The sequence below is a fragment of the Campylobacter sp. CFSAN093229 genome, assembly GCF_011068225.1.
Classification (GTDB): domain Bacteria; phylum Campylobacterota; class Campylobacteria; order Campylobacterales; family Campylobacteraceae; genus Campylobacter_D; species Campylobacter_D jejuni.
This window is the reverse complement of record NZ_JAAMXB010000005.1, coordinates 83,358-108,186: the sequence shown is the minus strand read 5'-3', so window position 1 is coordinate 108,186 and position 24,829 is coordinate 83,358. Positions and strand designations below refer to the sequence as shown.

At 29.7% G+C, this 24,829-nt stretch carries 25 protein-coding genes, 1 tRNA gene and 1 pseudogene; 14 read left to right on the top strand and 13 right to left on the bottom strand.

Annotated features, from left to right (window positions below):
* Window positions 1–21 precede the first annotated feature (21 nt).
* The 4 genes and pseudogenes from FBE93_RS02580 to FBE93_RS02565 all read left to right on the top strand — a co-directional run bounded on the left by FBE93_RS02580 (window position 22) and on the right by FBE93_RS02565 (window position 3,944).
* Window positions 22–648 (top strand): 5-formyltetrahydrofolate cyclo-ligase, encoded by a 627-nt coding sequence (locus FBE93_RS02580; RefSeq protein ID WP_002860439.1) that lies wholly within the window; start codon window positions 22–24, stop codon window positions 646–648.
* On the top strand, window positions 569–2,122 hold the full coding sequence (rny, locus tag FBE93_RS02575) for a ribonuclease Y (protein WP_165434153.1): 1,554 nt from the start codon (window positions 569–571) through the stop codon (window positions 2,120–2,122). The genes FBE93_RS02580 and rny overlap by 80 nt, the downstream gene beginning before the upstream one ends.
* Before the next feature lie 8 nt (window positions 2,123–2,130).
* Window positions 2,131–2,688, top strand: coding sequence for a DedA family protein (locus FBE93_RS02570; protein ID WP_002853883.1), 558 nt, complete (start codon window positions 2,131–2,133; stop codon window positions 2,686–2,688).
* Window positions 2,688–3,944 (top strand): annotated as a pseudogene (locus tag FBE93_RS02565) (ComEC/Rec2 family competence protein). The gene FBE93_RS02570 and the pseudogene FBE93_RS02565 overlap by 1 nt, the downstream one beginning before the upstream one ends.
* Here FBE93_RS02565 and FBE93_RS02560 read toward each other — a convergent pair.
* The 3 genes from FBE93_RS02560 to FBE93_RS02550 are packed head-to-tail and all read right to left on the bottom strand — an operon-like array spanning window position 3,888 to window position 6,808.
* Complete coding sequence (locus FBE93_RS02560) at window positions 3,888–4,694, bottom strand: YihY/virulence factor BrkB family protein (protein ID WP_002933815.1); 807 nt, start codon at window positions 4,692–4,694, stop codon at window positions 3,888–3,890. The pseudogene FBE93_RS02565 and the gene FBE93_RS02560 overlap by 57 nt on opposite strands.
* Before the next feature lie 3 nt (window positions 4,695–4,697).
* Window positions 4,698–6,080 carry an FAD-linked oxidase C-terminal domain-containing protein gene (locus FBE93_RS02555; protein ID WP_002933814.1) on the bottom strand — a complete coding sequence of 461 codons (1,383 nt, stop codon included), beginning with the start codon at window positions 6,078–6,080 and terminating at the stop codon, window positions 4,698–4,700.
* A 2-nt stretch (window positions 6,081–6,082) separates the two neighbouring features.
* Window positions 6,083–6,808, bottom strand: coding sequence for a plasminogen-binding N-terminal domain-containing protein (locus FBE93_RS02550; protein WP_002853792.1), 726 nt, complete (start codon window positions 6,806–6,808; stop codon window positions 6,083–6,085).
* A gap of 121 nt (window positions 6,809–6,929) precedes the next feature.
* Here FBE93_RS02550 and FBE93_RS02545 point away from each other — a divergent pair, with 121 nt between their 5' ends.
* Window positions 6,930–8,090, top strand: a complete 1,161-nt coding sequence (locus FBE93_RS02545) for a M23 family metallopeptidase (protein WP_002852845.1) — start codon at window positions 6,930–6,932, stop codon at window positions 8,088–8,090.
* On the opposite strand, the gene FBE93_RS02540 is transcribed toward FBE93_RS02545, so the two are convergent.
* From FBE93_RS02540 to FBE93_RS02525, 4 genes are read right to left on the bottom strand one after another with little or no spacing between them, the layout of a single operon-like run.
* Entirely contained in the window at window positions 8,087–8,290 is a 204-nt protein-coding gene (locus FBE93_RS02540; RefSeq protein ID WP_002933811.1) for a hypothetical protein, read from the bottom strand. The two genes, FBE93_RS02545 and FBE93_RS02540, sit on opposite strands and share 4 nt — an antisense overlap.
* A 1-nt stretch (window position 8,291) precedes the next feature.
* A complete protein-coding gene (locus tag FBE93_RS02535; RefSeq protein WP_165434152.1) occupies window positions 8,292–8,972 on the bottom strand; it encodes a polyphenol oxidase family protein in 681 nt (226 codons plus the stop codon).
* Window positions 8,936–9,547, bottom strand: a complete 612-nt coding sequence (locus FBE93_RS02530) for a riboflavin synthase (protein WP_002933801.1) — start codon at window positions 9,545–9,547, stop codon at window positions 8,936–8,938. Before FBE93_RS02530 ends, FBE93_RS02535 begins: the two co-directional genes overlap by 37 nt.
* An 8-nt stretch (window positions 9,548–9,555) precedes the next feature.
* Window positions 9,556–12,096, bottom strand: coding sequence for a hypothetical protein (locus tag FBE93_RS02525; RefSeq protein WP_002933800.1), 2,541 nt, complete (start codon window positions 12,094–12,096; stop codon window positions 9,556–9,558).
* A gap of 161 nt (window positions 12,097–12,257) precedes the next feature.
* Between FBE93_RS02525 and groES the strand changes: the two genes are divergently transcribed.
* A complete protein-coding gene (gene groES, locus FBE93_RS02520; protein WP_002825273.1) occupies window positions 12,258–12,518 on the top strand; it encodes a co-chaperone GroES in 261 nt (86 codons plus the stop codon).
* A 20-nt stretch (window positions 12,519–12,538) separates the two neighbouring features.
* Entirely contained in the window at window positions 12,539–14,176 is a 1,638-nt protein-coding gene (groL, locus tag FBE93_RS02515; protein ID WP_002853460.1) for a chaperonin GroEL, read from the top strand.
* A gap of 42 nt (window positions 14,177–14,218) precedes the next feature.
* Here groL and dccS read toward each other — a convergent pair whose 3' ends face one another.
* Window positions 14,219–15,409 (bottom strand): two-component system sensor histidine kinase DccS, encoded by a 1,191-nt coding sequence (dccS, locus tag FBE93_RS02510; RefSeq protein WP_002933796.1) that lies wholly within the window; start codon window positions 15,407–15,409, stop codon window positions 14,219–14,221.
* The gene (gene dccR / locus FBE93_RS02505) at window positions 15,402–16,067 is read right to left on the bottom strand and encodes a two-component system response regulator DccR (RefSeq protein WP_002853205.1); all 666 of its coding nucleotides are present in this window, start codon (window positions 16,065–16,067) and stop codon (window positions 15,402–15,404) included. Before dccR ends, dccS begins: the two co-directional genes overlap by 8 nt.
* A 147-nt stretch (window positions 16,068–16,214) precedes the next feature.
* Here dccR and FBE93_RS02500 point away from each other — a divergent pair, with 147 nt between their 5' ends.
* Both FBE93_RS02500 and FBE93_RS02495 read left to right on the top strand, forming a co-directional pair.
* A complete protein-coding gene (locus FBE93_RS02500; protein ID WP_002866222.1) occupies window positions 16,215–16,814 on the top strand; it encodes a bacteriohemerythrin in 600 nt (199 codons plus the stop codon).
* A gap of 11 nt (window positions 16,815–16,825) precedes the next feature.
* Window positions 16,826–17,074 carry a ribbon-helix-helix domain-containing protein gene (locus tag FBE93_RS02495; RefSeq protein WP_165434151.1) on the top strand — a complete coding sequence of 83 codons (249 nt, stop codon included), beginning with the start codon at window positions 16,826–16,828 and terminating at the stop codon, window positions 17,072–17,074.
* Between the two features lie 89 nt (window positions 17,075–17,163).
* Here FBE93_RS02495 and FBE93_RS02490 read toward each other — a convergent pair.
* From FBE93_RS02490 to htrA, 4 genes are all read right to left on the bottom strand, one after another.
* Window positions 17,164–17,238, bottom strand: a tRNA-Asn gene (locus FBE93_RS02490).
* A 92-nt stretch (window positions 17,239–17,330) separates the two neighbouring features.
* A complete protein-coding gene (locus FBE93_RS02485) occupies window positions 17,331–18,578 on the bottom strand; it encodes an ArsS family sensor histidine kinase (RefSeq protein ID WP_002853920.1) in 1,248 nt (415 codons plus the stop codon).
* Window positions 18,575–19,249, bottom strand: a complete 675-nt coding sequence (locus FBE93_RS02480; RefSeq protein WP_002777451.1) for a response regulator transcription factor — start codon at window positions 19,247–19,249, stop codon at window positions 18,575–18,577. Before FBE93_RS02480 ends, FBE93_RS02485 begins: the two co-directional genes overlap by 4 nt.
* Window positions 19,250–19,324: 75 nt before the next feature.
* On the bottom strand, window positions 19,325–20,743 hold the full coding sequence (gene htrA / locus FBE93_RS02475) for a serine protease HtrA (RefSeq protein WP_165434150.1): 1,419 nt from the start codon (window positions 20,741–20,743) through the stop codon (window positions 19,325–19,327).
* Between the two features lie 199 nt (window positions 20,744–20,942).
* Here htrA and FBE93_RS02470 point away from each other — a divergent pair, with 199 nt between their 5' ends.
* From FBE93_RS02470 to FBE93_RS02450, 5 genes are read left to right on the top strand one after another with little or no spacing between them, the layout of a single operon-like run.
* Window positions 20,943–21,836 carry a DnaJ family protein gene (locus FBE93_RS02470; protein ID WP_002933711.1) on the top strand — a complete coding sequence of 298 codons (894 nt, stop codon included), beginning with the start codon at window positions 20,943–20,945 and terminating at the stop codon, window positions 21,834–21,836.
* A gap of 15 nt (window positions 21,837–21,851) precedes the next feature.
* Window positions 21,852–22,226: a heat shock transcriptional regulator HspR gene (gene hspR, locus FBE93_RS02465; protein WP_002861924.1), complete on the top strand. Its 375-nt coding sequence runs from the start codon at window positions 21,852–21,854 to the stop codon at window positions 22,224–22,226.
* 6 nt (window positions 22,227–22,232) lie between these two features.
* Entirely contained in the window at window positions 22,233–23,858 is a 1,626-nt protein-coding gene (locus FBE93_RS02460) for a cation:proton antiporter (protein ID WP_002933709.1), read from the top strand.
* A 9-nt stretch (window positions 23,859–23,867) separates the two neighbouring features.
* Complete coding sequence (locus FBE93_RS02455) at window positions 23,868–24,200, top strand: hypothetical protein (protein ID WP_002933707.1); 333 nt, start codon at window positions 23,868–23,870, stop codon at window positions 24,198–24,200.
* On the top strand, window positions 24,197–24,817 hold the full coding sequence (locus FBE93_RS02450) for an HAD family hydrolase (RefSeq protein ID WP_002933705.1): 621 nt from the start codon (window positions 24,197–24,199) through the stop codon (window positions 24,815–24,817). Before FBE93_RS02455 ends, FBE93_RS02450 begins: the two co-directional genes overlap by 4 nt.
* The last annotated feature ends 12 nt before the right edge of the window (window positions 24,818–24,829 follow it).

The following is a 24,829-nucleotide window of genomic DNA, read 5'->3' as shown; positions in this document are numbered from 1 at the left end:
TATTTTTTTAAAGGCATATTAATGGAAAAAACAGATTTTAGGGCATTGCAAAAAATACGCCTTTTCAAACATTCAAAACTAAATTTCAAACAAGATTATAAAATATTCAAAGAATGTCTTAAAATAATAAAGCTATTTAAAGCTAAAAATATTTTAATTTTTATTCCTTTGCATTATGAACCAAACTTAATAAAATTTCGCCATATTCTTAATAAAAATTACAAACTTTTTGTTCCATTTATGCAAGATAAAAGTTTAAAAATTGTAAAATTAAGATTGCCTTTTATTAAAAAAAGGTTTGGGGTTTTAGAGCCTATAGATTCTTTTTTTAAAGCAAAAATTGATTTAGCTATTGTGCCTGTAATTGGTGTCGATAAAAATTTAAAAAGAATAGGACATGGGCAAGGTTTTTATGATAGATTTTTTGAAAATTTAAATTACAAACCTCATATAATATTTGTCCAAAGTATAGATGCTTTAAGTCAAAATAATCTAACACAAAAGCATGATATTTCAGGAAAATTATACATAAACCCTTATAAAAAATATTACAAGAAAGAAAGAAAAAATGATAGAATCACTTATCGCACTTATAGCCGCTATAGTCGGACTCGGTATAGGATATTTAGTTGCAAAAAAAATCAATGATGCCAAATATGAAATTTTCGTAGAACAAGCCAAAGCTAAAGCTAAAGCTATAGAATACGAAGCGGAGCTTATTTTAAAAGATGCAAAAAATTCAATTCTTAATGCAGAATTAGAAGTTAAAAAAAAATACGAAGAAAAAACTCACAAAATTCAAAAAGATTTTAATCAAAAATTTGATGATCTTTCTAAAAAAGAACAAAAACTTCAGCAAGAAGAAGAAAAACTAAAAGAAGATAAAGAATACCTTTGCAAGTCACAAAAACACATTCAAGACTTACAATCTGATGTTGATAAATTAAAAAATAAATATCAAGAAAAACTTGACGATGTTTTAAAAATTTTAGAACATTCTACAGGACTTACACAAAATGAAGCCAAAGAAATCATTCTTAAAAAAGTAGAAGAAAATTCTCGCGAGCAAATTGCACATATAGTAAGAAAATATGAAGAAGAAGCAAAAAATGAAGCCAAAAGAAAAGCTAACTTCATCATTGCTCAAGCTACTTCTCGTTTTGCAGGTGAATTTGCAGCTGAAAGACTTATCAATGTTATTAACATTAAAAACGATGAACTTAAAGGACGTATCATTGGCAAAGAAGGGCGCAATGTTAAAACCTTAGAAATGGTTTTAGGTGTTGATATTATCATCGATGATACACCAGGTGCTATTATAGTAAGTTGTTTTAATCTTTATCGCCGTGCTATTGCTACAAAAGTTATAGAACTTTTAGTTGAAGATGGCAGAATTCAACCCGCGCGCATAGAAGAAATTCACGAAAAAGTGTGTAAAGAATTTGATAGTGCTATTCTAGAAGAAGGCGAAACCATAGTTATGGATCTAGGTTTAAATAAAATACACCCTGAAATTGTAAAACTCATAGGAAAACTCAAATACCGAGCAAGCTATGGACAAAACGCTTTAGCACATTCTTTGGAAGTGGCTCACCTTGCAGGAATCATTGCTGCTGAGTGTGGCGGGGATGAGAATTTAGCACGTCGTGCGGGAATTTTACATGATATAGGAAAAGCATTAACCCATGATTTTGAAGGATCTCATGTGGATTTAGGCGCAGAACTTTGCAAACGCTATAAAGAGCATCCTGTAGTAATCAATGCTATTTACGCACATCATGGACACGAAGAAGCTACAAGCATAGAATCAGCAGCTGTTTGTGCAGCAGATACTTTAAGTGCTGCACGACCTGGAGCTAGAAGAGAAGTATTAGAAGCTTTCTTAAAAAGAGTCAATGAGCTAGAAGATATCGCTAAAAGTAAAGAAGGAATTAAAAATGCCTATGCAATCAATGCCGGAAGAGAAATTCGCGTCATAGCCAATGCTCAGCTTGTTAATGATGATGAAAGTGTACTTTTGGCTAAGGAAATAGCAGCTGAAATTCAAGAAAAAATGCAATATCCTGGTGAAATTAAAGTCAATGTTATACGTGAACTTAGAGCTGTAGAATACGCTAAATAAGGTTTATTATGCAAGATATGATTGATACTTTAATAAAATATGGTTATATTGTTTTATTCTTTTACTCTTTAGGGGGCGGAATGGTTGGAATTTTAGCTGCAGGAGTTTTAAGCTCTCAAGGAAAAATGGATCTTAGTTTTTGCATTGCTCTTGCTTTTATTGCTAATACCATAGGTTCAACTTTGCTTTTTATACTTGGAAAATATTATAAAAAAGATATTATGCCTTATTTTAAAAAACACCGACGCAAACTAGCCCTTGCTATGATGAAAACAAAACAACACGGAATTATTTTACTTGTAACTCAAAAATTTATTTATGGTTTAAAAACTTTCATTCCCATAGCTGCAGGTATGGCAAAATATAATTTTATTAAATTTTTTATTATCAATACTCTAGCTAGTTTGGCATGGGCTATTGTTCTAGGTTTTGCTGCTTATACTTTTGGGTATGTTATTGAAGCAATTTTTGATAAACTGAGTTTATATCCTTATACTGCTCCTTTATTTTTATTATTTTTAGCTGGAATAATTTGGCTTTATTTAAGTAAATTTTCTAAAAAATAATGTCTCTATGGAATTCTTTTTTTTACTCTTTTAAAGAATTTCATTATTTATTTTTATCTGTTGTTATTATTTTTATTTTTAATATCCTTTTAGAATATAATAATTTTTTAAAATTTAAAAACCAAAAACATTACTTTATAAATAACGCTCTATTAACGCACCAATATACAAAATATAATAAAAAAATAAAAAATACTGGGTTTTAAAGCTACAAACTGAAAACTTCACTTTTTATACTACAAGTTTTAAGGATTTAAATTTAAGCAAGAATCAACTTTTAAGCCTTAGAATTATCACCCATAATATTAACTTTAAAGACTATCTGAGCAAAAGTTTTTACACACCTTCTTATGATTTTGAAAAATTAAAAGAAAAAGAATACAATCCCATTATATCTTACTTCTTAAATCAACATACAAATGAAAAAATTAAAGAATTTTATAGTGCTTTATTTTTTGCACTGCCCATATCTTTAGAGCTTAGAAACGATGTAAATTACTACGGCATAGCACACCTTATAGCAATTAGCGGTTATCACATAAGCTTGCTTTTTAGTTTAATTTTCTTTATTTTAGCTCCAATTTATAGTTTTTTCCAAAAAAGATATTTTCCTTATAGAAATTTACGTTTAGATTTAAGTATTTTAATTTTTACACTACTTTTAGCTTATGCTTGTTTAATAGGATTTGTCCCTTCTTTTGTGCGCTCCTTGATTATGGCTTTTTGGGTTTTTTATCTATTGTGTAAAAATATAAAAATTATTAATTTCTTTACGCTTTTTTGTAGTATTTTATTGTGCATTTCTCTTTACCCTAGACTTTTATTTAATATTGGATTTTTATTTTCTATTTTAGGTGTTTTTTATATTTTTTATATATGCATCATTTTGCAAATAAATTTAACAATCTTATAAATATTATTTTGCTTAATATTTGGACTTTTTTTGCTATGACTTTACCTGTACTTTATTTTTTTCCACTTATAAGCTACCAACAAATTTTAGGTATTATTTTGAGTGGAATTTTTGTAATATTTTATCCTTTAGTATTATTTTTACATCTTATAAACTATGGAGATTTGTTCAATTTTATCTTGGATGAATTTTTTAAATTTAAAATTTATGGAACTAATATCCATATCCCATTTTGGATTTTTTAAGTTATCTTATTGCTTCTTTAATCTCTGTACGATTTAAATATCTAGCTTTTCTTTGTATTTTTGCGAATTTTATTCCCTTCATTATGATTGTGATTTAGAAAATAATAGAGTTTAAGCCCAAAAAGATAAATAATCCAAGAAATATAAATCCAAATAAAAAAGAATAAAATAGTAGAAAAAGATCCGTAAACACTAGCGTATGTTTTATTATATACCACATAATATACAAATAAATTTTTTCCTATATACCAAATAGCACCCGCTCCAAAAGATACTAAAGCTAAACTTTTAAGAGTTCCCTTATGAACAGAACTTGAATAAGATATAAAAAATAAACCCCAAATAATTACAAAGGGTAAAATTTCAAAAAAATTAAACCCTATTTTATAATCATCCAAAGTTTGTTGGATAAAACCTGAAATATAAAAACTAAGCCCAAGCCCCAAAGGAACAAGAGTTAAAAGAGTCCAATAAGAACTAATGCTTTGCCAAAGTCCTTTAGGTTCATTTTTAGTAATACGATTGATTACAAAATCATAGCCTGAAAAAAAAGCTAAAGAAGTAAATGCCATAGCAATAAGACCTACAATACCCAAATTTACACTATTTTTTAAAAAAGTATCGATGTAAGTAGCAACAACATCTTGTTGCGTTGGTATTAAAAAAGCAAAAATTACTTGCTTTGCTTTTTCATAATAAGCTTTAAAACTAGAAATTTGCGTAAAAACAGAAAAACATACAAATAAAATAGGTATTAAAGATAATACAGTATAAAAACTAAGCGCTGCTGCATAATTTAAAATTTCCTTATCACGTAAATTTAGTAAAATAGTAAAAAAATTTTTCACCTTCTAAAGTCCCATTTTAAAAGGATTTAGTATATTATTTGGATCAAAAGCTTTTTTAATATTTCTCATTAAAGTCATCTCAGCTTCAGAAAAAGCTAAATTCATAAAAGGTGCCTTAGAAAGTCCTATGCCATGCTCTCCGCTTAAAGTTCCTCCAAGTTTCACTGTTAATTTAAAAATTTCTTCCACAGCTTCATAGCCTTTTTTCACCTGCTCTTTATCATTTTTATCAGGAACCATAACATTAGTATGCACATTTCCATCCCCTGTATGCCCAAAACAAGGAATTTTAAAACCATATTTTTTAGAAATCTCATCTATACCTTCAAGCAAAGCAGGTAGTTTAGAACGCGGAACTGTAATATCTTCATTAAGTTTTAAAGTTCCATAGATGGCAATGCTTTGAGAACAATTTCTTCTAGCAAACCAAATATCTGCGGCTTCTTGTTCGTCTTTTGCTATTTTAAATTCACTAGCTCCAGCTTCTAAAAAATAATGTTCTAAATTTCTTAAATCCTCATCAATAGCTTCTTTAACATTACCATCCACATCAGCAATCAAAATAGCGCCAGCTTCTATAGGCAAACCTTTATTAAATTTACTCTCAACCGCTCTAATGCTAAGATTGTCTAAAAATTCCATAGATACAGGACTTACACCGCTAGCAAGACTTTTGTAAACCGCATTCATAGCACTTTTTACACTTGGAAAAATAGCAAAAGCGGTTTTTTTGAATTTAGGTAAAGGTATTAATTTTAAAGTAAGCTCACTTAAAACTGCCAAAGAACCTTCACTAGCGATTAAAATTCCTGCCAAATTATAACCTGCCACATCTTTAATAGTGCGTTTTCCTGCACGAATGATTTCTCCGCTAGGCAAAACAGCCCTTAAAGCCATCACATAATCTTTTGTAATGCCATATTTTACAGCTCTCATTCCCCCAGCATTTTCGCTTACATTACCCCCTAAGCTAGAATACTCCATGCTAGCAGGGTCAGGTGGGTAAAAAAGTCCGTATTTAACCACTTCTTTTTGTAAATGTATATTAATAACCCCAGGTTGCACAACAGCCACTAAATTTTCAAGATCAATTTCCAAAATTTTATTCATATGCTTTTCAAAAGCAAGCACCACACCGCCATTAACAGCTAAAGCTCCTCCTGTAAAACCAGATCCTGAGCCTCGTGGTATGACTATGATATTATTTTCATTGCAAAATTTTAAAATTTGAGCAATATCTTCTTCATTTCTTGGAAAAAGAACCCCATCGGGTAAATAATGTTTTTTTGTCGCATCATAGCTATAAGCTCTTTTGTGAATTTCATCAAAATAAGCGTTTTCTTCTCCTAAAAATCGTTTAAAATATTGTTCAAATTCTTTTTTCATGTTTATTGCACCTTAGGAAGATTAATCAAAGCATCATAATATCTATAATAATTCCCTATTTCTTGAGAGTTAAAATCAAAAAAATTACTTTTATATCCACCTATACGAGAATAAAAAGGAACCTGAACGCTAGTTGGCTTGCTTATAGGCACTTCATAAAGCTTATTAAAATCTTGACAATCCACAACTTCTGCTTGATTTTCCAAAGCCACAACCAAAATGCCAACCGCATTATCATCACAAAATTGCCTAAAATCTGAACGCTTAGGAGAAAGAGTGGCCGTTCTAATTAATTGTGCTCCAAAAATGTCAATATGGGTAAAATATATCTGCGGAAATTCTCTAACAAGTTCATTATAAGTTTGTTCATCAGGAGCAATTACCAATCCTCTATCATAAAGAAAATTTAAAACAACCTCATCACCTACTTTAGGTAAAACATTTGGTAAAGGCAAAGCATCTTGCTTAAGAGCTGAAAAAACACTAAATTCTAATTTTGCCAAACCATTTTTTTTATCTATAACACTTGCTCTAGCGATGATACTTTGCGAATTGCTAAAATGTTGCACTACTACGCCACTTGAATAAAGTTTTATATCATCGCTATCTTTAATATAACCATAAATATCATCAACTTTTACAAGTTCACTTTTTATAGGTTTTAAATCAAATCCAACCGCAAAGAGGCTAAGGTTTAAAGCTAAAAAACACACTATAGTTTTAAACAAATTTGCTCCTTAAATAAAAATTTATAGAATTATAATCCTTTTTTGTTAAGCAATTGTAAGAAAAATAAAGTAAAATATAGCTTTCAAATTTCAAAATTCTTTTAAAAATTAAGGTTATCTCATGAAAAAATTATTGCTTTTATTTATTTTTGTTGTTCAAAGTTTTGCAGCTTTAAGTGTTGAAGAGCTAACTTGGGATAATGGAGATACCTTGCTTAAATTCTTACAAAGAAATTCCATACCTATGTCGCTTTATTATGGACTTGATAGAGAAGATCAAGAACTTGCTTCTGATATAGCCTATAAAATAAAATATCAAGTTTTAAAAGATGAAAACAACAACATAGAACAAGTTTTAATTCCAATTAGTGATGATTTACAAATTCATATCTATAAAGATAAAGATGGACAATACACTCTTGCTTTTACTCCTGTATCTTATCAAAAAGAAGATAGAATTTTACATTTAACCATTAAAAGCTCTGCTTATCAAGATGTCTATGAAGAAAGTGGTAGCAGTACTTTAGCTCGTGCTATGGTTCGTGCTTTTCGAGGAAGTATAAATTTTCGCAATATCCAAAAAGGTGATGAAGTAACCCTATATTATGAACAAAAAAGACGCATGGGTAAACTTTGGGGCGATATAAATATAAAAATGGCAATGGTAGAAATCAATAAAAGTGCTAGAGAAGTCTTTTCTTATAATGATATATTCTATGATCGCGATGGCAAAGAATTAGAATCTTTTTTACTTACAAAACCTGTGAACTACACTAGAATTTCCTCTCCTTTTACAACAGCAAGATATCATCCTATATTAAAACGCTATCGTGCTCATCTTGGTATAGACTATGCTGCACCTACTGGAACTCCTGTAAAAAGTGCTGGCAAAGGAGTAGTAACCTTTATAGGCACAAAAGGTGGTTATGGAAATGTAATTCAAATCAAGCATGACTCAGGTTATATGACTTTATATGCCCATCTTAGTCGTTTTGCAAAAATTAAAAACGGACAAAAGGTAAATCAAGGACAAGTAATTGCATATGTTGGTTCAACAGGTATGAGCACAGGTCCTCATTTGCATTTTGGAGTATATTTAAATAATAAAGCTATAAATCCTGCATCTGTTGTAAAAATCGCCAAATCAGAACTTAGTGGAAAAGCAAAAGAGAATTTTAAACATATCATAGCTGGATACGAGCAGGTTGTTAAAGAAGCCCTAGCCTCGAATCAACCTAATCCTCCAAAAGAAGAAGATTTTGAAAACTATATAGAATTTTAATTACTCAATAACGCTTTATCTTTTGCATTGATTAAAGAATGTAGAAGAGTTGCAAGCTCTTCTTTTTCTTTTTCATTAATTTCACAAAAATCTGCATCAATCAATTGTTTTACCAAAGCTTCATTTAACAAATCTCCATCGCCAAATTCTCTAGCTTTTTGAATGATTTTTAACACCCTTGAATCTTTTCTTTCATACATTTTAATCCTTTAAATAAACCACACTCACAAAACGCTTAGTCGTTTTATCACGACGATAAGAAAAAAAACTCTCATCATCAAAGCTACAAATTCCACAATCTTTAATATTTTCAATGCCTAAATTTTGCGCTTGAAATTTTACTAAAGCTTTTAAATCAAGTTTATCATCTTGAACAAATTCTTTAAATTCTTTTTTAGCAAATTCTAAAATTTCTCCATCTATTTCATAATTTTTAGCACAAATTCCAGGCAGGATAAAAAGATGAAATTTATTCTTATCTAAATGTGAATTTTGTATAGTAATTTGATCAACGCATTCTTTTAGAATATTTTCAAAGCTTCCTTTTCTACCTGAATGCAAAGCTGCTATAATGCCGCTTTCATAATATAAGATCAAAGGCAGACAATCCGCACTTAAAACACAAAGAGCGATATTTTTTTCTTTACTTATAAGCCCATCACAGCTAAGATTTTTTAAATTTTTTTCATAAATGATAACTTTATGAGAGTGAATTTGATCCATAAAAACACATTTTTTAATATCTTTAAAACCTAAATGAGAAAATAAATTCTCATTATAAATTTTAGCTCTAAAAACATTATAATCCTTATCAAAAGCACAAAAAATACCGACTTTATCATTTTCTAATAAAGATAAGAAATTCTTTCCACTTCTTCCCATGACAATCCTTTGTTTTTACCTTGTAATTGTGCATAAATATAACGAGCAAGTAAATCGCTTTCTATGTTGATTTTTCTACCTACTTGATAGTCTTTAAAAAGCGTTTCTTTAAAAGTAATAGGAATAATAGTAAGCCTAATGCCATTTTTTAAAATTTCATTGATAGTAAGACTTACCCCATCAACGCCTATACTTCCTTTTTCTGCCATAAATTTCATAGCTTCTTTAGGTAAAGATATATAAAAATCCACTCCATTTTCATCTTTTTGAATCTTTTCAAGTGTGCCGATAAAATCAATATGTCCTTGCATAAGATGTCCATCAATTCTATCGCCATATCTTAAAGCAGGTTCTATATGAACTTTATCTTTTAAATTCTCTATAGCTATATGAGTGCGACTTTCACGAGAAAGCTCCACTTCAAAACCCCTTTCATAAAGTTTTGTTACACTTAAACAAGCTCCATTTACGGCTATGCTATCGCCAAGGTTTGGGCGATATTTTGCTTTTAAGCTTAAAGTATTGTTTTGATAAGATTGAACTTTAGCAATTTCTCTTATGAGTCCATTAAACATTTTTTACCTTAAAAAATCTTATTTAATAATTTATTCACCGCTTTATCAACTTTATCGCCCGTACTTTTAGCACCATCACTCACACCGCCACCTACTACATTTTTAATAGAATTTAACACACTTCCTGCATTTAAATTCACTTTAGGATTTTCCGTAGTTCCTGTAATACTTCCTTTAAAATTGGCTCTATCGAGTTTAATATCAAAAGGCAAATTTAAAGCTCCGCTTTTAGAATTTAAAGCTCCTGATGGTACTAAAATATAAGAACGATCTGCTTGCATATTAAGATCAAGTTTGATATTTTCTTTTTTAATCAAAGCTTTAGCATTAGCAGTGCGATAAACATCATTGGTAATATCTTTTAGTGTTAAAATTTTTAAAGCATTGGTAATAAGATTTGGTTTTAATTTACCCTCTTTCATATCCAAATTAACCTCTCCTTCTTCACTTAAAAGATTGTAATTTGCCTTCACATCTGCCTTACCTTGATAAACATCCATAAAATCTAAACCTTGAGCTAGACTACTTAAATCCACTCCATTTAAATCAGCAAGCAAAAGGTTATCTTTAAGTGTGCTTTGAAGCCTCCCTTCAAATAAATTTGGACTATTTACAACAAAATTTAAATTCTTATCAAAACCTACCTTTCCATTAAATTCTGCCCTACCTTTAAGTTTTCTATCCAACAAAAAGCCTAGTTTTGAAAAATCATTTATCTTTAGATTAAAATCCGAATTTAAAAGCATTTTACTTATATCAAAACTTCCTTGTAGTTTTGTAAGATCAGCTAAAGATGAATTTAAAACAGAATCAAATTGAGCGATATTGTTTTTAAAATTAATTTTGGTATTTAAATCATAACTTGTATTGTTTGGAAAATTTTTATTTAAAATTTTACTTAAAGTTGCAGCATTTAATATACCTTTAGCTTCTAAATTTGCTTTACCATTAAGGTTGTTAAAATCGATATTATCTAAATTAACTTTTGCATTAACAATCCCACTGGCATAATTTGGCATACCTGCTATAACAAAAAGTTTAGATAAATCAAGTTTATCAATGTTTAAATCAAGTTTTTTACCATTTGAATCAGCCTTGATTACACCATCTGCCAAATTTGCATTGGCATTTAAATTTTGTATTTGAGTGCCTATAATATGAGCTTTTGCAGTAAGATCTGCCTTACCTTGTAATTTTTGTCCTGTTATAGCGCTAAACTGAGATAAATCATCGATAAAAGCATTTAAATCTGTATTTAACTCACTATTTTTTAAATTATAAGTTCCTTGAAGTTTTTTGATATTAAGCAAATTTGAAGCAAGCAAAGCATTGTAAGCAATATTGCTATTTTTTGCATTTGCTTTAGCATCAAAACTAAAAATTGTATTTGGAAGCTCTATTTTAGCCATTTTTTTAAGCTCATTGGTGTTAAGTTTTGCATTGTTTATTTTTGCTTCAAGATCAAAATTAGAAAAATCCAAATCTGCATTTAGAAGTTTAGCATTTAAATTTCCAGAAACTAAAGCTCCATATCCTGCAAGAGCTAATAATTTTTCCAAGCTTGCTTCATTAATATCTGCAAAAATTTTATTATTTTTCAAACTTGCCTTTACTTCTCCACCAAGTCCAATAACTTGAGCATTTAAACTTGATAAAATATTATTTACAACACTTGCTTGACCTACCACACCCAAACTACCATTTAGTCTAGTTTTTGCAAGCTTTTCAAGCTTTGCAAGAGAAGGAATACTTAAACTAAAATCAGTACTTAAAGCATTCTTGCTAATATCATAAAGAGTTTTTTGGGTTTGTAAGTTAAGATAATCATTGTAAATTTTACTTACAGCATAAATCTTATCTTCTTTAACATTGGCCAAAATTTCTGCTTTAGGATTAGAATTTAAAGGCAAGTCTAAAGAAAAATCTTTTTTTATCGCCTCATAGTTTATATAATTTGTATCAAGTTTTATGATGATATTCCCATCAGGTTTTAAATTCTGTGCTGAAATTTTTGCTTGAGCATTTAAAAAACCTTTAGCGTAACTAGGGTAAGATAAAAGATGAAGTATTTCTTCTATCTTAAGATTTTGCGCATCTAAATTTAAAGCAATAGGGCTATAATTATACATTCTTGCATTTAAAAGTACATTTGAACCTAACAAATAACCCTTTCCATCTAAAGTAAAATCACTTGCTTTACCTTGAATTTTACCGCCAAAAGAAAGGTTTTGATTTAAATTTAAACCTAAATTTTTAGCATAATTTTGATTTAAAGAAATAAGATAGTCAAGATCAAATCCAAGCTTAAAAGGACTCAAAGATCCCTTAAGATTAAAATCTGCCATATTTGCGATATTTGCTTGCAATTCAAGACTTGAAAAACGTAAATTAAAATGCGTGATATTTACATCTAATCCCGCACTTTCTTTGATCTTTTTTTGCGCTATATTTGCCACTATATTATTACCAAAACTTGTGAAAAGTATGGTATAAATAGCAATCAAAAGCACAACAACAAAAGCTATAACTCCATAAAAAATCTTTTTCATTTTTATCCTTTAGTTTATTTTATAAAATAACTTTAGTCTATAAAACTAAACTTTTATAAATATTTTAATTTAAAGTATTGACAAAATTCATTTTTTATAGTATGATATTATCACTCTAAATAAAAGAGTGCTAAAATCAATATTTTTAAGGATGGACAAAAATGAATTTTCAACCTTTAGGAAAGCGTGTTCTAGTTAAACGCGTAGAAGAAACTAAAACAACAGCCTCAGGCATAATTATACCAGATAATGCTAAAGAAAAGCCTTTAATGGGTGAAGTAGTAGCAGTAAGTAAAGAAATCACTGATATTGCAAATGGTGATAAAATCGTGTTTGCTAAATACGGTGGAACAGAAATTAAACTTGATAATAATGAATATTTAGTTTTAAACTTAGATGATATCTTAGGAATTTTAAAATAATTTATAAAAAAGGATAAAAAATGGCAAAAGAAATTATTTTTTCAGATGAAGCAAGAAATAAACTTTATGAGGGCGTTAAAAAACTTAATGACGCGGTAAAAGTAACTATGGGGCCAAGAGGACGCAATGTTTTAATCCAAAAAAGCTTTGGTGCTCCAAGCATTACTAAAGATGGCGTAAGTGTTGCCAAAGAAGTAGAACTTAAAGATAGTCTTGAAAATATGGGCGCTTCACTTGTAAGAGAAGTAGCAAGCAAAACAGCTGATCAAGCAGGCGATGGAACAACTACTGCAACGGTTTTAGCTCATGCGATTTTTAAAGAAGGTTTAAGAAATATCACAGCAGGTGCAAATCCTATTGAAGTAAAACGTGGCATGGATAAAGCTTGCGAAGCTATAGTAGGCGAACTTAAAAAACTTTCTCGCGAAGTAAAAGATAAAAAAGAAATTGCACAAGTTGCTACAATCTCAGCCAATTCTGATGAAAAAATCGGAAATTTAATCGCTGATGCTATGGAAAAAGTGGGCAAAGATGGTGTTATCACTGTTGAAGAGGCAAAATCAATCAATGATGAATTAAATGTAGTTGAAGGTATGCAATTTGACAGAGGTTATTTAAGCCCTTATTTTATCACTAATGCAGAAAAAATGACAGTAGAGCTTTCAAGCCCTTATATCCTGCTTTTTGATAAAAAAATTGCAAATTTAAAAGATTTATTACCGGTTTTAGAACAAATTCAAAAAACAGGCAAACCACTTTTGATTATCGCTGAAGATATTGAAGGTGAAGCGCTTGCAACTTTGGTTGTAAATAAACTTCGCGGTGTTCTTAATATTTCAGCAGTAAAAGCTCCAGGTTTTGGCGATAGAAGAAAAGCTATGCTTGAAGATATAGCGATTTTAACAGGTGGAGAAGTGATTTCTGAAGAACTTGGAAGAACTCTTGAAAGTGCGACCATACAAGATCTTGGACAAGCTTCTAGCGTAATCATCGATAAAGACAATACAACCATAGTAAATGGCGCAGGTGAAAAAGCAAATATCGATGCAAGAGTAAATCAAATCAAAGCACAAATTGCTGAAACAACTTCAGATTATGACAGAGAAAAATTACAAGAAAGACTTGCAAAATTAAGTGGCGGTGTTGCAGTTATTAAAGTAGGCGCAGCAACTGAAACTGAAATGAAAGAGAAAAAAGATCGTGTTGATGATGCTTTAAGTGCTACTAAAGCAGCAGTTGAAGAAGGTATAGTAATTGGTGGTGGCGCAGCGCTTATCAAAGCAAAAGCTAAAATCAAACTTGATCTACAAGGTGATGAAGCAATCGGCGCAGCTATCGTTGAAAGAGCTTTAAGAGCACCTTTAAGACAAATTGCTGAAAATGCAGGATTTGATGCGGGTGTGGTTGTAAATAGCGTAGAAAATGCTAAAGATGAAAACACAGGATTTGATGCTGCAAAAGGTGAATATGTTAATATGCTTGAAAGTGGAATTATCGATCCTGTTAAAGTAGAAAGAGTAGCTTTACTCAATGCAGTTTCTGTAGCTAGTATGCTTTTAACTACAGAAGCAACAATTAGTGAAATTAAAGAAGATAAACCTGCTATGCCAGATATGAGCGGTATGGGAGGAATGGGTGGCATGGGCGGAATGATGTAATATCTACTCTAACCTCTTATCAGCAAGGATTTTCCTTGCTGATTACCAATTTAATTTAAAAACACTCCCTTGATTTTCTACAGATTCGCAAATAATCTTAATATCATTATCATCACAAACTTTTTTTACCAAAGAAAGCCCTATACCAAATCCTCCTTGATCGGTATTAAATCTTGTATACCTATCAAAAATATGATTTAAATTTGACTTTGAAATTCCACAACCTGTATCCGCAATACTTAAAAAATTGGCTTTTAAAATTATAGAAATTACTCCACCTTTTTTATTGTATTTAATAGCATTGCTTATAAGATTATCAATCAATTTAGAAATTTGACTTTTAGGAGCAAAAATATTTACTTGATTTAAATCAAGCTTTAGTGTAATTTTTTTTTGCTCAAAAAATACTTTAAAATATTCCAATCTTTCTTCAAGTAGTATTCTTAAATCAAATTTTTGTTTTTCTGTTTCTAAGGCATTAGGGAAATTATAAAAAACAAGATCAGAATACACTTGAGACAAACTTTTTGCAGCAAGCTTAATCCTTGTAAATTTAGCATTATCTCCTAAATTTTGATGCTCAAGTTGTTCTATACTCATCAAAATAACACTTAATGGGGTATTGAGTTCATGGGTTGAATCTTTAATGAAACGATTTAGTGTGCTGATTTTATCCTCTAAAGGCTTTAGAGCAATTTTTACTAAAATATAAGATATTAAGCCCAATATGCAAAAAGCCATAATAGCAAAACCAAAAACTTTTGTTCTAATCCAAAAAAGATCTTTGCCAACATCTTCACCCTGTATTAAAATTTGCAAACCATCGTTAGTATTTACTTCTTCATTACTAGCATGTCTTAAAAAATAATGATCTGCACTCATAGGAGCAAGGAAAAAAACCTTATTATCACAAATACCTCTACCTTTAAGCTCTATCTTTGCTTTTCTTAAATCAAAATCTATATTACTAAAAACAATCTTTTTAGCATCAAATATAGCAAATTTTAGCGCTGTACTTTGAGCAATATTTTTTGCACTTATATCTATAGGGGTAAAACGAGAATTTAAGATGCTTATAACAATATTTCTATGATTTTCTCTCAAAGTGGCACCCTTTAAAACAACTAATTCTTCATATAATTTTTGATACCATAATGCAAAAAAAATAGTTAAAAAAATACCTGTAGTTGTTAGGTAGATTAATAAAATTTGCCTAATGACTTTTTTAGCCATAGCAATATCCCCTGCCTCTTTGATTTATAATTTTTTCTTTTCCTAAAATTTTACGTAAATTTTTCACATAAGCCCTTAAACTTAGCTCACTAGGCTCCTCATCATAATCCCAGAGTTCTTCAAAAATTCTCTCTGTGCTTAAAAAGTTGTTTTTATTTTTAAGTAATAAAGACAAAAGCTTAATTTCTTTACTCGGTAAAGTCAAGGCTTTATTATTATGGTAAAGAATTTGTGTAGTAAATTCAAATCTAAATCCATCTCCTAAATCTTCAAAATCTTCATTTTTATGTGAAAAAGCTCTTTTAAGCAAAGCTTTAACCCTGATAGATAACTCGGCAAGTTCAAAAGGTTTTTTTATATAATCATCACAACCTGCGTCAAAGCCTTGTTTTAAATCGTTTGTTGTGTTTAAAGAAGTCATGAAAATTGCTGGAGTTTGCTTTCCGCTTTTTCTTAATTCTTTAAGTAATGAAAATCCATCTCCTAAAGGAACTTTTACATCTAAAATCCAAAGATCAAAATATCTTTCATAAGCCATATCTAAAGCTTCTTGTGCATTATCGCATAAAAATACTTCATATCCTTCATCGTTTAAAAACTCTTCAATGATCTCACTCAAGCTCAAATCATCTTCTAAAAGTAAAATTTTAGCAGCCATAATTTAAATCTTTCTAACTTCAAATCTCTTAAATATATATCATTGTATCAAAATTCTTATCAATTATTTAATAAAATTTCATTTTTATTTAATTTATTTTTATCTATAATCCTTTTATACAAATAAATTTTTCCTTAAGGAGTTAAAATGCTTCCAAAATGGGATAACAGCTATAGTGTACACAATGCTAAAATTGATGAGCAACATAAAAAGCTTTTTGAACTTGCTGCAAAAGTTGAAGTTGTATCAGATAGATCTGTAAGTAAAAATGAAGTCAAAGAACTTTTGGCTGAATTTTTTAATTATATGAAAGATCACTTTAATGATGAAGAAAAATACATGCAGCTAATAGGCTATCCAAATTTAGAAGAACATCGAAAAATACACAAAGAAATCATCCAAACCATGATTAACTTGATCAAAGATATCAAATCAACCAATGATCTTAAAGAAAAACTTTATATAGTGGCTAAAAAGTGGCTTTTAGAACATATACTATATGAAGACATGAAAGTTGAAAAATGGAGAAGTTCTTCTTTGTCGACAGATGATGGTGGCGATGTTAGCTTTGAAGCAGCAGAAGATGAAGATAATGAGCATCCACAATTTTACCTTTATACCTGTAATTGTCCTGGTAAAATTCACGATGTTCCTTATAGCATTCATCAAAAAATAGAATTACAAGGTCATAAATTTACTTGTAAAACTTGTAAACAAGCTATAAAATTTTACAAAAAACATTCTTAAGGAGGATAATAATGAAACGCAATGTAAAAACTTATTCTTTTAGAATACCTTTAGAGCTTAAGGAGCGTTTGGATAATTTAAGTAAAAATCTTTCTAAACCAAAATCAGCCATAGTAAAAGAAGCCATAGAGGCTTATCTTAATGAAGTTGAAGATTTTTCTTTTGCTGTTAATGCCCTAGAAGAACTTAAAGATGGGGATTATCAAAAGGCAAGTAAAAAAATAGATAAAATTGTCAAAAATCTTAAACAAACAAAATAAAAAACTTTATCACAATTTTTTGTGATAAAGACTTATTAATTTTTTATATTAAAATACATTTATGAATATTAAAAATGGAGTTAAAAAAGTGGCTCCGGATGTAGGATTCGAACCTACGACCAATCGGTTAACAGCCGACTACTCTACCGCTGAGCTAATCCGGAATATTTAAAAGTAAAATGTGATTATAGTGAAATTAAAAAACTTTGTCAAGGGTTTTTACACAAAAATGCATTTTTTATGTAAAAAAATTAATTTACTCCTTAACAATAACACTTTTTAAATTTCTAAAATAAAACAAATTTACCCCATCTTCATATAAATAATCAAGCTTCATTCCATGTGTTTCTAAAATAGTATTTACAATATAAAGCCCTAATCCAAAACTTGATTTTTGTTTTGATCCTTGAGTAAAAGCTTGAGTATAGTATTCTAAAGTATTGTTAAGCTCAGGACCACGATTTTTAAAACAAATATAATCATCTATAATATCAATTTGCACAAACCCATCTTCAGAATGTTTAATACCATTATCTATCATATTTTTAATCGCCGTAGTAAAAAGTTTAAAATCCACATTTACAAAAAAACTTTCTTCCATAAAAATACGTATATTGCTATCATCTCGCATTGCAATTTCTTTGGCTTCATCTAAAACATCTAAAATATTGTATTTTTTTCTATTTATAAAAGCAGCCCCTGAAGTAATTTGCTCAATAGCAGCAAATTCATTAATTAAAATTTCAAGTCTAGTAAAAACCCCATTTAAGCGCTCTTTATATTTATTATCTTCTATCATTTCTAAAGTTAAAAGCCCCTTAGTAATAGGAGTTTTGAGTTCATGCATAATATTTCTTAAAAAAAACTGACGAGATTGGTTTAGCTTTCGAATTTGAACAATGGCTTGATAAAAAGCTTCACTTACTTGTGAAATTTCATCCACCCCAGTGCTTACATCTTCTATATCATTAAGCTTTCCTTGGGCAAATTTATCAATTTGTTTTTTAAGTCTTTTAAGTGGTTTTAATTTTTTAAATATATAAATATAAAGCAATACAAGAATACAAATCACAGCTACAGCTATAGCTTTGATAATAAAATACCTATAGGTTTGATAATCTTGATCCTTATAAAGATAAACCTTTCCATCATAAATAATATTTAAATACACCTGTCTATTATAAGAAATAATCTCGATCAAGCCATTATTAACCTCAACCCTAGCTAAAACATCACCTCTAAAAAGAATTTTACGGATCTGCTTTGCTTCTGTTATCTCATCCATTTTATTATAATTTTTTGTCTGCTCTTCAAATTCTTTTTCACTGATAACTCCTGCAAAATTTAAGAGCCTTGCATTAGCTATCAAAGAATATTTTGTATTTAATTCTCTAGTATAATTTTGCTGATCGTATTCTATAAGCCACAAAAAGCCAAGTATAACACTAACCCCAGCAAAAATAAAAATAAAAGTTATAGTATAAAAAATCGAAGATTTATTCATTGAGTAAGCTTATAACCTATTCCACGTATAGAGTGAATATATTTTGGAGTTTTTGGATCATCTCCCATCTTTTGACGAATTCTACTGATAATAACGTCTATACTTTTATTACTAGAATCCTCACTAATAGAAGAACAATTATAAACAAGCTCTTCACGACTTACCACTCCACCCTCTTTTTTAATCAAATAGCTTAAAATATCAAATTCAGCATTAGTTAAAGTAAGCTCTTGTCCTTTCATGGTAATAATATGCTTATATTGATCATAAACAAGATCTTTTACACTTTTTGCTATGGCGCTTTTTGTATTTGAAATACGTCTTAAATGACTTTTAATACGTGCTTGTAATTCTTTTGGATTATAAGGTTTTGGTAGGTAATCATCTGCTCCAAGCTCTAAAGCATTAACCTTATCTGTAATATCATGTCTTGCACTTGAAATAATAATAGGCGTATCATACTTTTTACGAATCTCTTCACACACTTCAAGCCCATCAAGTCCTGGCAAAGAAAGGTCTAAAATGATAAGCTGATATTCTTTTAATGCAAGCTTAGAAAGGCCTATATAAGGCTCATGAGCTATATCAACTTTCATATCAAATTTTTCCAAATATTCAGCTGTAATTTCTGCTAATTCTAAATCGTCTTCTATCATAAGAATATTTGTCATAGTTTTCCTTTATTTTAAACTTAATTTTAATTTTAAACTAAAATTTATAACGAAAGGAAAATCCTTCCGTTATTTTTATTTAAGCACAAGCAAAGTCGCAAAACCATTGCGATATACCCAAACTTTGGTAAATTCTTTTTTATTAACTTGTTTTAAAGCTTGTTCTAAATCTTTTAAATTTTTAATTTCACTTTGTCCAACACCTATGATAATATCACCCTCTTGGAAACCAGAATTTTTTCCTTTGCTCTTTTCTTTAACACTATCAACCAAAACACCATTAACATCTTTTGGAATTTGCAAACGATCCTTAAGTCTTGGATCTAAATTTCTCAAACTCAAACCATCAATCAGATCACTTTGTACGCCTTTAGGATTTTCTTTTTCACCTTTAAGAGTAAAACTTGATTGCTTATTTTCTCCATCTCTTTCGTAACTTAATGAAATTTTTTGACCAATCTCTAAAGTTCCTATATAATTTTTAAGATCAATAGGACTTTTTATAATCTTATCATTAACTTTAATAACTAAATCTCCACGCTTAAGCCCTGCTTCATCAGCACTTGAACCTTTTTGAACATCAGTAATTAAAGCTCCTTCTTGATTTTTGTAAGCTTTTTTAGTATCACCTTGCAAAGCTGAAATAGTCACACCTAAAAACCCTCTATCGATCTTGCCTTTTTCAATAAGTTTTTTAGCTATATCTTTAACCATATTTGAAGGTATAGCAAAACCTATGCCGTTATTTCCACCGCCACGAGAAAGAATAGCTGAATTAATACCTACTAAATATCCACGACTATCCACCAAAGCTCCACCTGAATTTCCTGGATTGATAGAAGCATCTGTTTGTATAAAATTTTCATATTGATTTAAACCTATATTGTCTTTGTTTAAAGCAGATATTATCCCACTTGTAACACTAAAACCGACTCCAAAAGGATTTCCAAGTGCAAAAACAACATCTCCTTCCATTAAATCATCAGAATTTGTAAAAGTAATAGCTGAAAGATTGTTAGCTTCTATTTTTATAACAGCCAGATCTGTTTTAGGATCTTTACCTATAAGCTTGGCTTTATATTCTGTATCGCTTCCTGGTAAATTCACTGTAATCGTATCAGCATCATCTACAACGTGATTATTTGTTACTATATAACCATCTTTTGAAATAATCACCCCTGATCCCAAAGAACTCACCACTTCTTTATCATTTTTTCCTTTTCTTTGAGGAAAATCAAAATCAAAAAATTGTTTAAAATAAGGATCATTAAAAAAATCATCCAAAGGACTTGGACGATTTGCTCTTGTAATAGTTTTTGAGGTAGAAATATTAACCACTGATTTTTTTGCATCTTTAATAGAATCATGATAAGAAAGCACTGCACTTCCGGCGGCAGGATTCACACGATTAGCCGTTGTAGTCGATTCGTTAAAATTAATACCTGCAGCAAATAAAGCACTTGCTAAACTTAATGATAAAAAAATCTTTTTCATTTCATTTCCTTTTGTTCTTAAAGATAAATTATCTCGTAAAATATTTTACTGTCTTCATAGTATAAAACCGAAAATTTACAAAATTGTAAATAAAACCTTGAGTGATAAAAATTTATAAAACTTGATTGACTTAGACTAAAGTTTATGTTATAATTTAATCCTCTATATAATCAAGTAAAAATTTTTAAGGAAATATAACATGAATAGTTTATACGAAACTCTTGGAGTTAGCAAAAACGCTAGTGCAGATGAAATAAAAAAAGCTTACCGTCGCCTAGCTAGAAAATATCATCCTGATATCAACAAAGAAAAAGGCGCAGAAGAAAAATTTAAAGAAATTAATGCTGCTTATGAAATTTTAAGTGACGAAAAAAAACGAGCTCAGTATGACCAATACGGCGATTCTATGTTTGGTGGACAAAGTTTTCATGATTTTTCAAGAAATGCTGGTGGGGTAAATTTAGACGATATTTTAAAAGATCTCTTTGGAGGAGGCTTTGGTGGACGCTCAAGAGGGGGTTTTAACGGCTTTTCTTCAAAAAGCTTTAGCAGTGGTTTTGGAGGATTTGGAGGTTTTGAAGAAGAAAATTTAGACAGTAATCTAGAGCTTCACATTCCTTTCGAAAAAGCTGTTAAAGGCGGGGAACATAGTTTTAATTTTCAAGGCGAAACCATTAAATTTAAAATTCCACACGGTATAAAAGAAGGCGAGAAACTAAGAATTCGCTCTAAAGGAAAACAAAGCAGAAATGGAGCTAGAGGCGATTTAATCATTATTGTAAAAATAGAAGAAAGTCCTATTTACACAAGAGAAGATGATGATTTATATCAAAAGGTTGATATTTCTTTAAAAACTGCACTTTTTGGTGGAAAAATAAATATAAAAACACTCAAAGAAGGTAAGGAAGAAGCGACAATTAACATAACGCCTAATTCAAAAAATAACCAAAAAATTCGTTTAAAAGGTTATGGGGTGCAAAATAGAAAAAGTGATATTTATGGGGATATGTATTTGATTTTAAATGTTGTTTTGCCAAATTTAGATACCCTTGATGAAAAATTTATAGAACTCTTAAAAGAAAAATTACCTTAAAGAAAGGAATAAAATATGGAACACCATTATGATGAACCTGTATATTTAATCAGTGTTGTGGCTAAAGTTTTAAGCATACATCCACAAACCTTAAGGCAATACGAAAGAGAAGGATTGATAGAGCCAAGTAGAACCGATGGCAAAATAAGACTTTATTCTCAAAGGGATATTGACCGTATTAAACTTATATTGCGTTTAACAAGAGACATGGGAATCAATCTTGCTGGAGTAGATGTTATCTTAAAATTGAAAAACCAACTTCACGAATTTGAAAATTTAATTGATGAACTACGCTTAGAATTAAGCAAACAACAAGATAAAGAAGCGGCTAGCAAAGCCGTTGTTAAGCATAAAAATAGCTTTGATTTGATTTTTTATGAGAAAAAATAAAAAATAATGGATAATTTTTTAGAAATTTTTTTAATCACCGTTGCTATAGCTATAGTTTTAAATGTCATATTTAAAAAATTTGAAATTCCAACTATCATTGGATATATAGCTGCTGGAGAAATCATTTCTGAAATTTATCATTTAAGTGGCAAAGGCGAAATCACCCATATAGCCGAATTTGGTATAGTGTTTTTAATGTTTACCATAGGGCTTGAATTTTCTTTTAAGCATTTAATGGCAATGAAACAAGAAGTTTTTTTAAACGGCTCTTTGCAGATGCTTACTTGTGGCTTTGTTTTTATGCTACTTGCTATGGGAATTTTAGGACTTGGAGATAAAAGCGCTACCATAGTAGGCTTTGCACTAGCACTTTCTTCAACTGCAGTGGTGCTTAAAATTTTAAATGATAATGGCGATATAAATGAGCAATATGGCAGAAAAGCATTGGGAATTTTGCTTTTTCAAGATATAGCCGTTATTCCTTTGCTTTTGCTTGTAGATATTTTTTCATCCAACAATCAAAACATAGAAAAACTCCTTTTTACCACTTTAATTTCAGCACTTATTTTAATCACTTTATTATTTTTCATAGGTAAATATCTAGTGGATAGAATTTTTAGACTCATTATCCACACCTCTTCTCAGGAAATTTTTATTAGTACTGTTTTATTTATGGTTATTGGAGCAAGTTTTTTAGCAAATTATTTTGGATTTTCTTATTCTTTGGGTGCTTTTATAGCAGGTGCTTTGATAGCAGAAACAAAATATAAACACAAAATAGAAGCGGACTTAATCCCATTTAGAGATTTGCTTTTAGGGCTTTTTTTCATAACTGTAGGCATGCAAATTCAACTTGATGTAGTGGCGCAAAATTGGTTTTTAATCATAGTTTTAACCCTTCTTGTAATGGCTTTAAAATTTGGCATAGTTTTTGGCTTTTTATTTCTTTACACCAAAAAAAGAGTAGCGCTTAAAACAGCTTTTGCCATAGCGCAAATTGGCGAATTCGCCCTAGCAATTTTTTCTCTTTTACAAGCAAAAAATATGCTTGATATCAAAACTTCACAAATTTTAATTGTTGTTTCTATTTTAACCATGATTATCACGCCTTTTATTTTAAACAATATAAGAAAAATTACCAATGTTGTAGAAGATATAGCACTTAATACCAACGCTGTGCAAAATATTGACAGCAATATCAAGCTTAAAAATCATCTTGTTGTTTTTGGCTACGGACGTTTAGGTCAAGAAGTTGTACAAAAAATCAAAAACACAGGCGTACCTTATCTTGTTTTAGAAAGTGATTTAAATTTAGTAGAACTTGGAGTTAGTCGGGGTGAAAATGTCGTTTTTGCCAATGCTGCTCAAGAAGAAACCTTAAAAATTGCCAATATAGAAGAATGTGCCGTAGCTATTATCACAGTTACAAATGAAGCTAAACTTGAAATTTTATGTCAAGTGCTAGCTAATTATCCAAAACCTATAGATACTATCATTCATGTAAATGGAACTTTGAAAAAGATGCTTTTTTCTAGCATAGATGAAAATATACGCATCATTCGCTCTGAAAAAGTAATCGCTAGAAATTTAGTTCAAGAAGCACTAGAATGCCGCATTCATAAAAATACCTAAGGAAGAATTTTGACAAAAAATGAAGAAAAAGCCTTACGCGTAAAATACCTAAGAAATCTTGAAAAATTTTTCAATGGCGCTATATCTGCACTTAAAAAAGAAGATTTTAATAAAACTAAATTTGAAGAAAGAATGCTAAAAAATGCTAAATTTTTTGAAAAAAATCCCACGGTAAATCTTAACTCAACCTATGCAAAAAATCTTGAATTTTTTGTCAATGCTTGTTTAGATTTTTCCAAAGAAAAAAGCGAACTTTTAAATCTTGCCAATGCTTTAGATAAGCAAAAAAAACAAGGTGAAAAAAAAGAAAAACATAAAAATTATTTAAAGGATTATGAATGATTAATGTATTTTTTGATATGGATGGAACTTTAATCGATAGCGCAAATGCCATTTCTTGTGCAGTCAATGAAATAAGACAGGATTTAAACCTAGCCCCACTTTCAAGAGAAATCATTATGCAAACCATCAATACTCCTAATATTGACTGGGCAAAAGAACTTTATAATATAGAAAATTTCCATCATTCTAGCTTTAAAGAAGGCTATGAAAAATATTTTGTCAAACACTATGAACAAAGCGTGGTACTTTTTGAAGGAGTGAAAGAACTTTTAGAATTTTTAAAAAGCAAAAATTGTTTTTTAGCTATTGCTACTAATGCCCCGCAAAGCTCACTTTCAAGCATACTTAAAAAACATCAAATCATTCCTTATTTTGATAAAATTTTAGGCGTAAGTTTAGGCATAGAACCCAAACCTCATCCTATGATGCTAGAACTTTTAAAAAACGAGGCTCCATATAAAACAAGCGTTTTTATAGGAGATAGTCAAAAAGATAAAGAATGTGCTAAAAATGCCAATTTGCCTTATTTTCATGCAAAATGGTATCAAAAAGATTTAAAAGAAAATGAATTTAGCAACGCTAGTGAACTTAAAGGCTTTTTGCAAAAGTATTTATAAGTTTTTTAATGA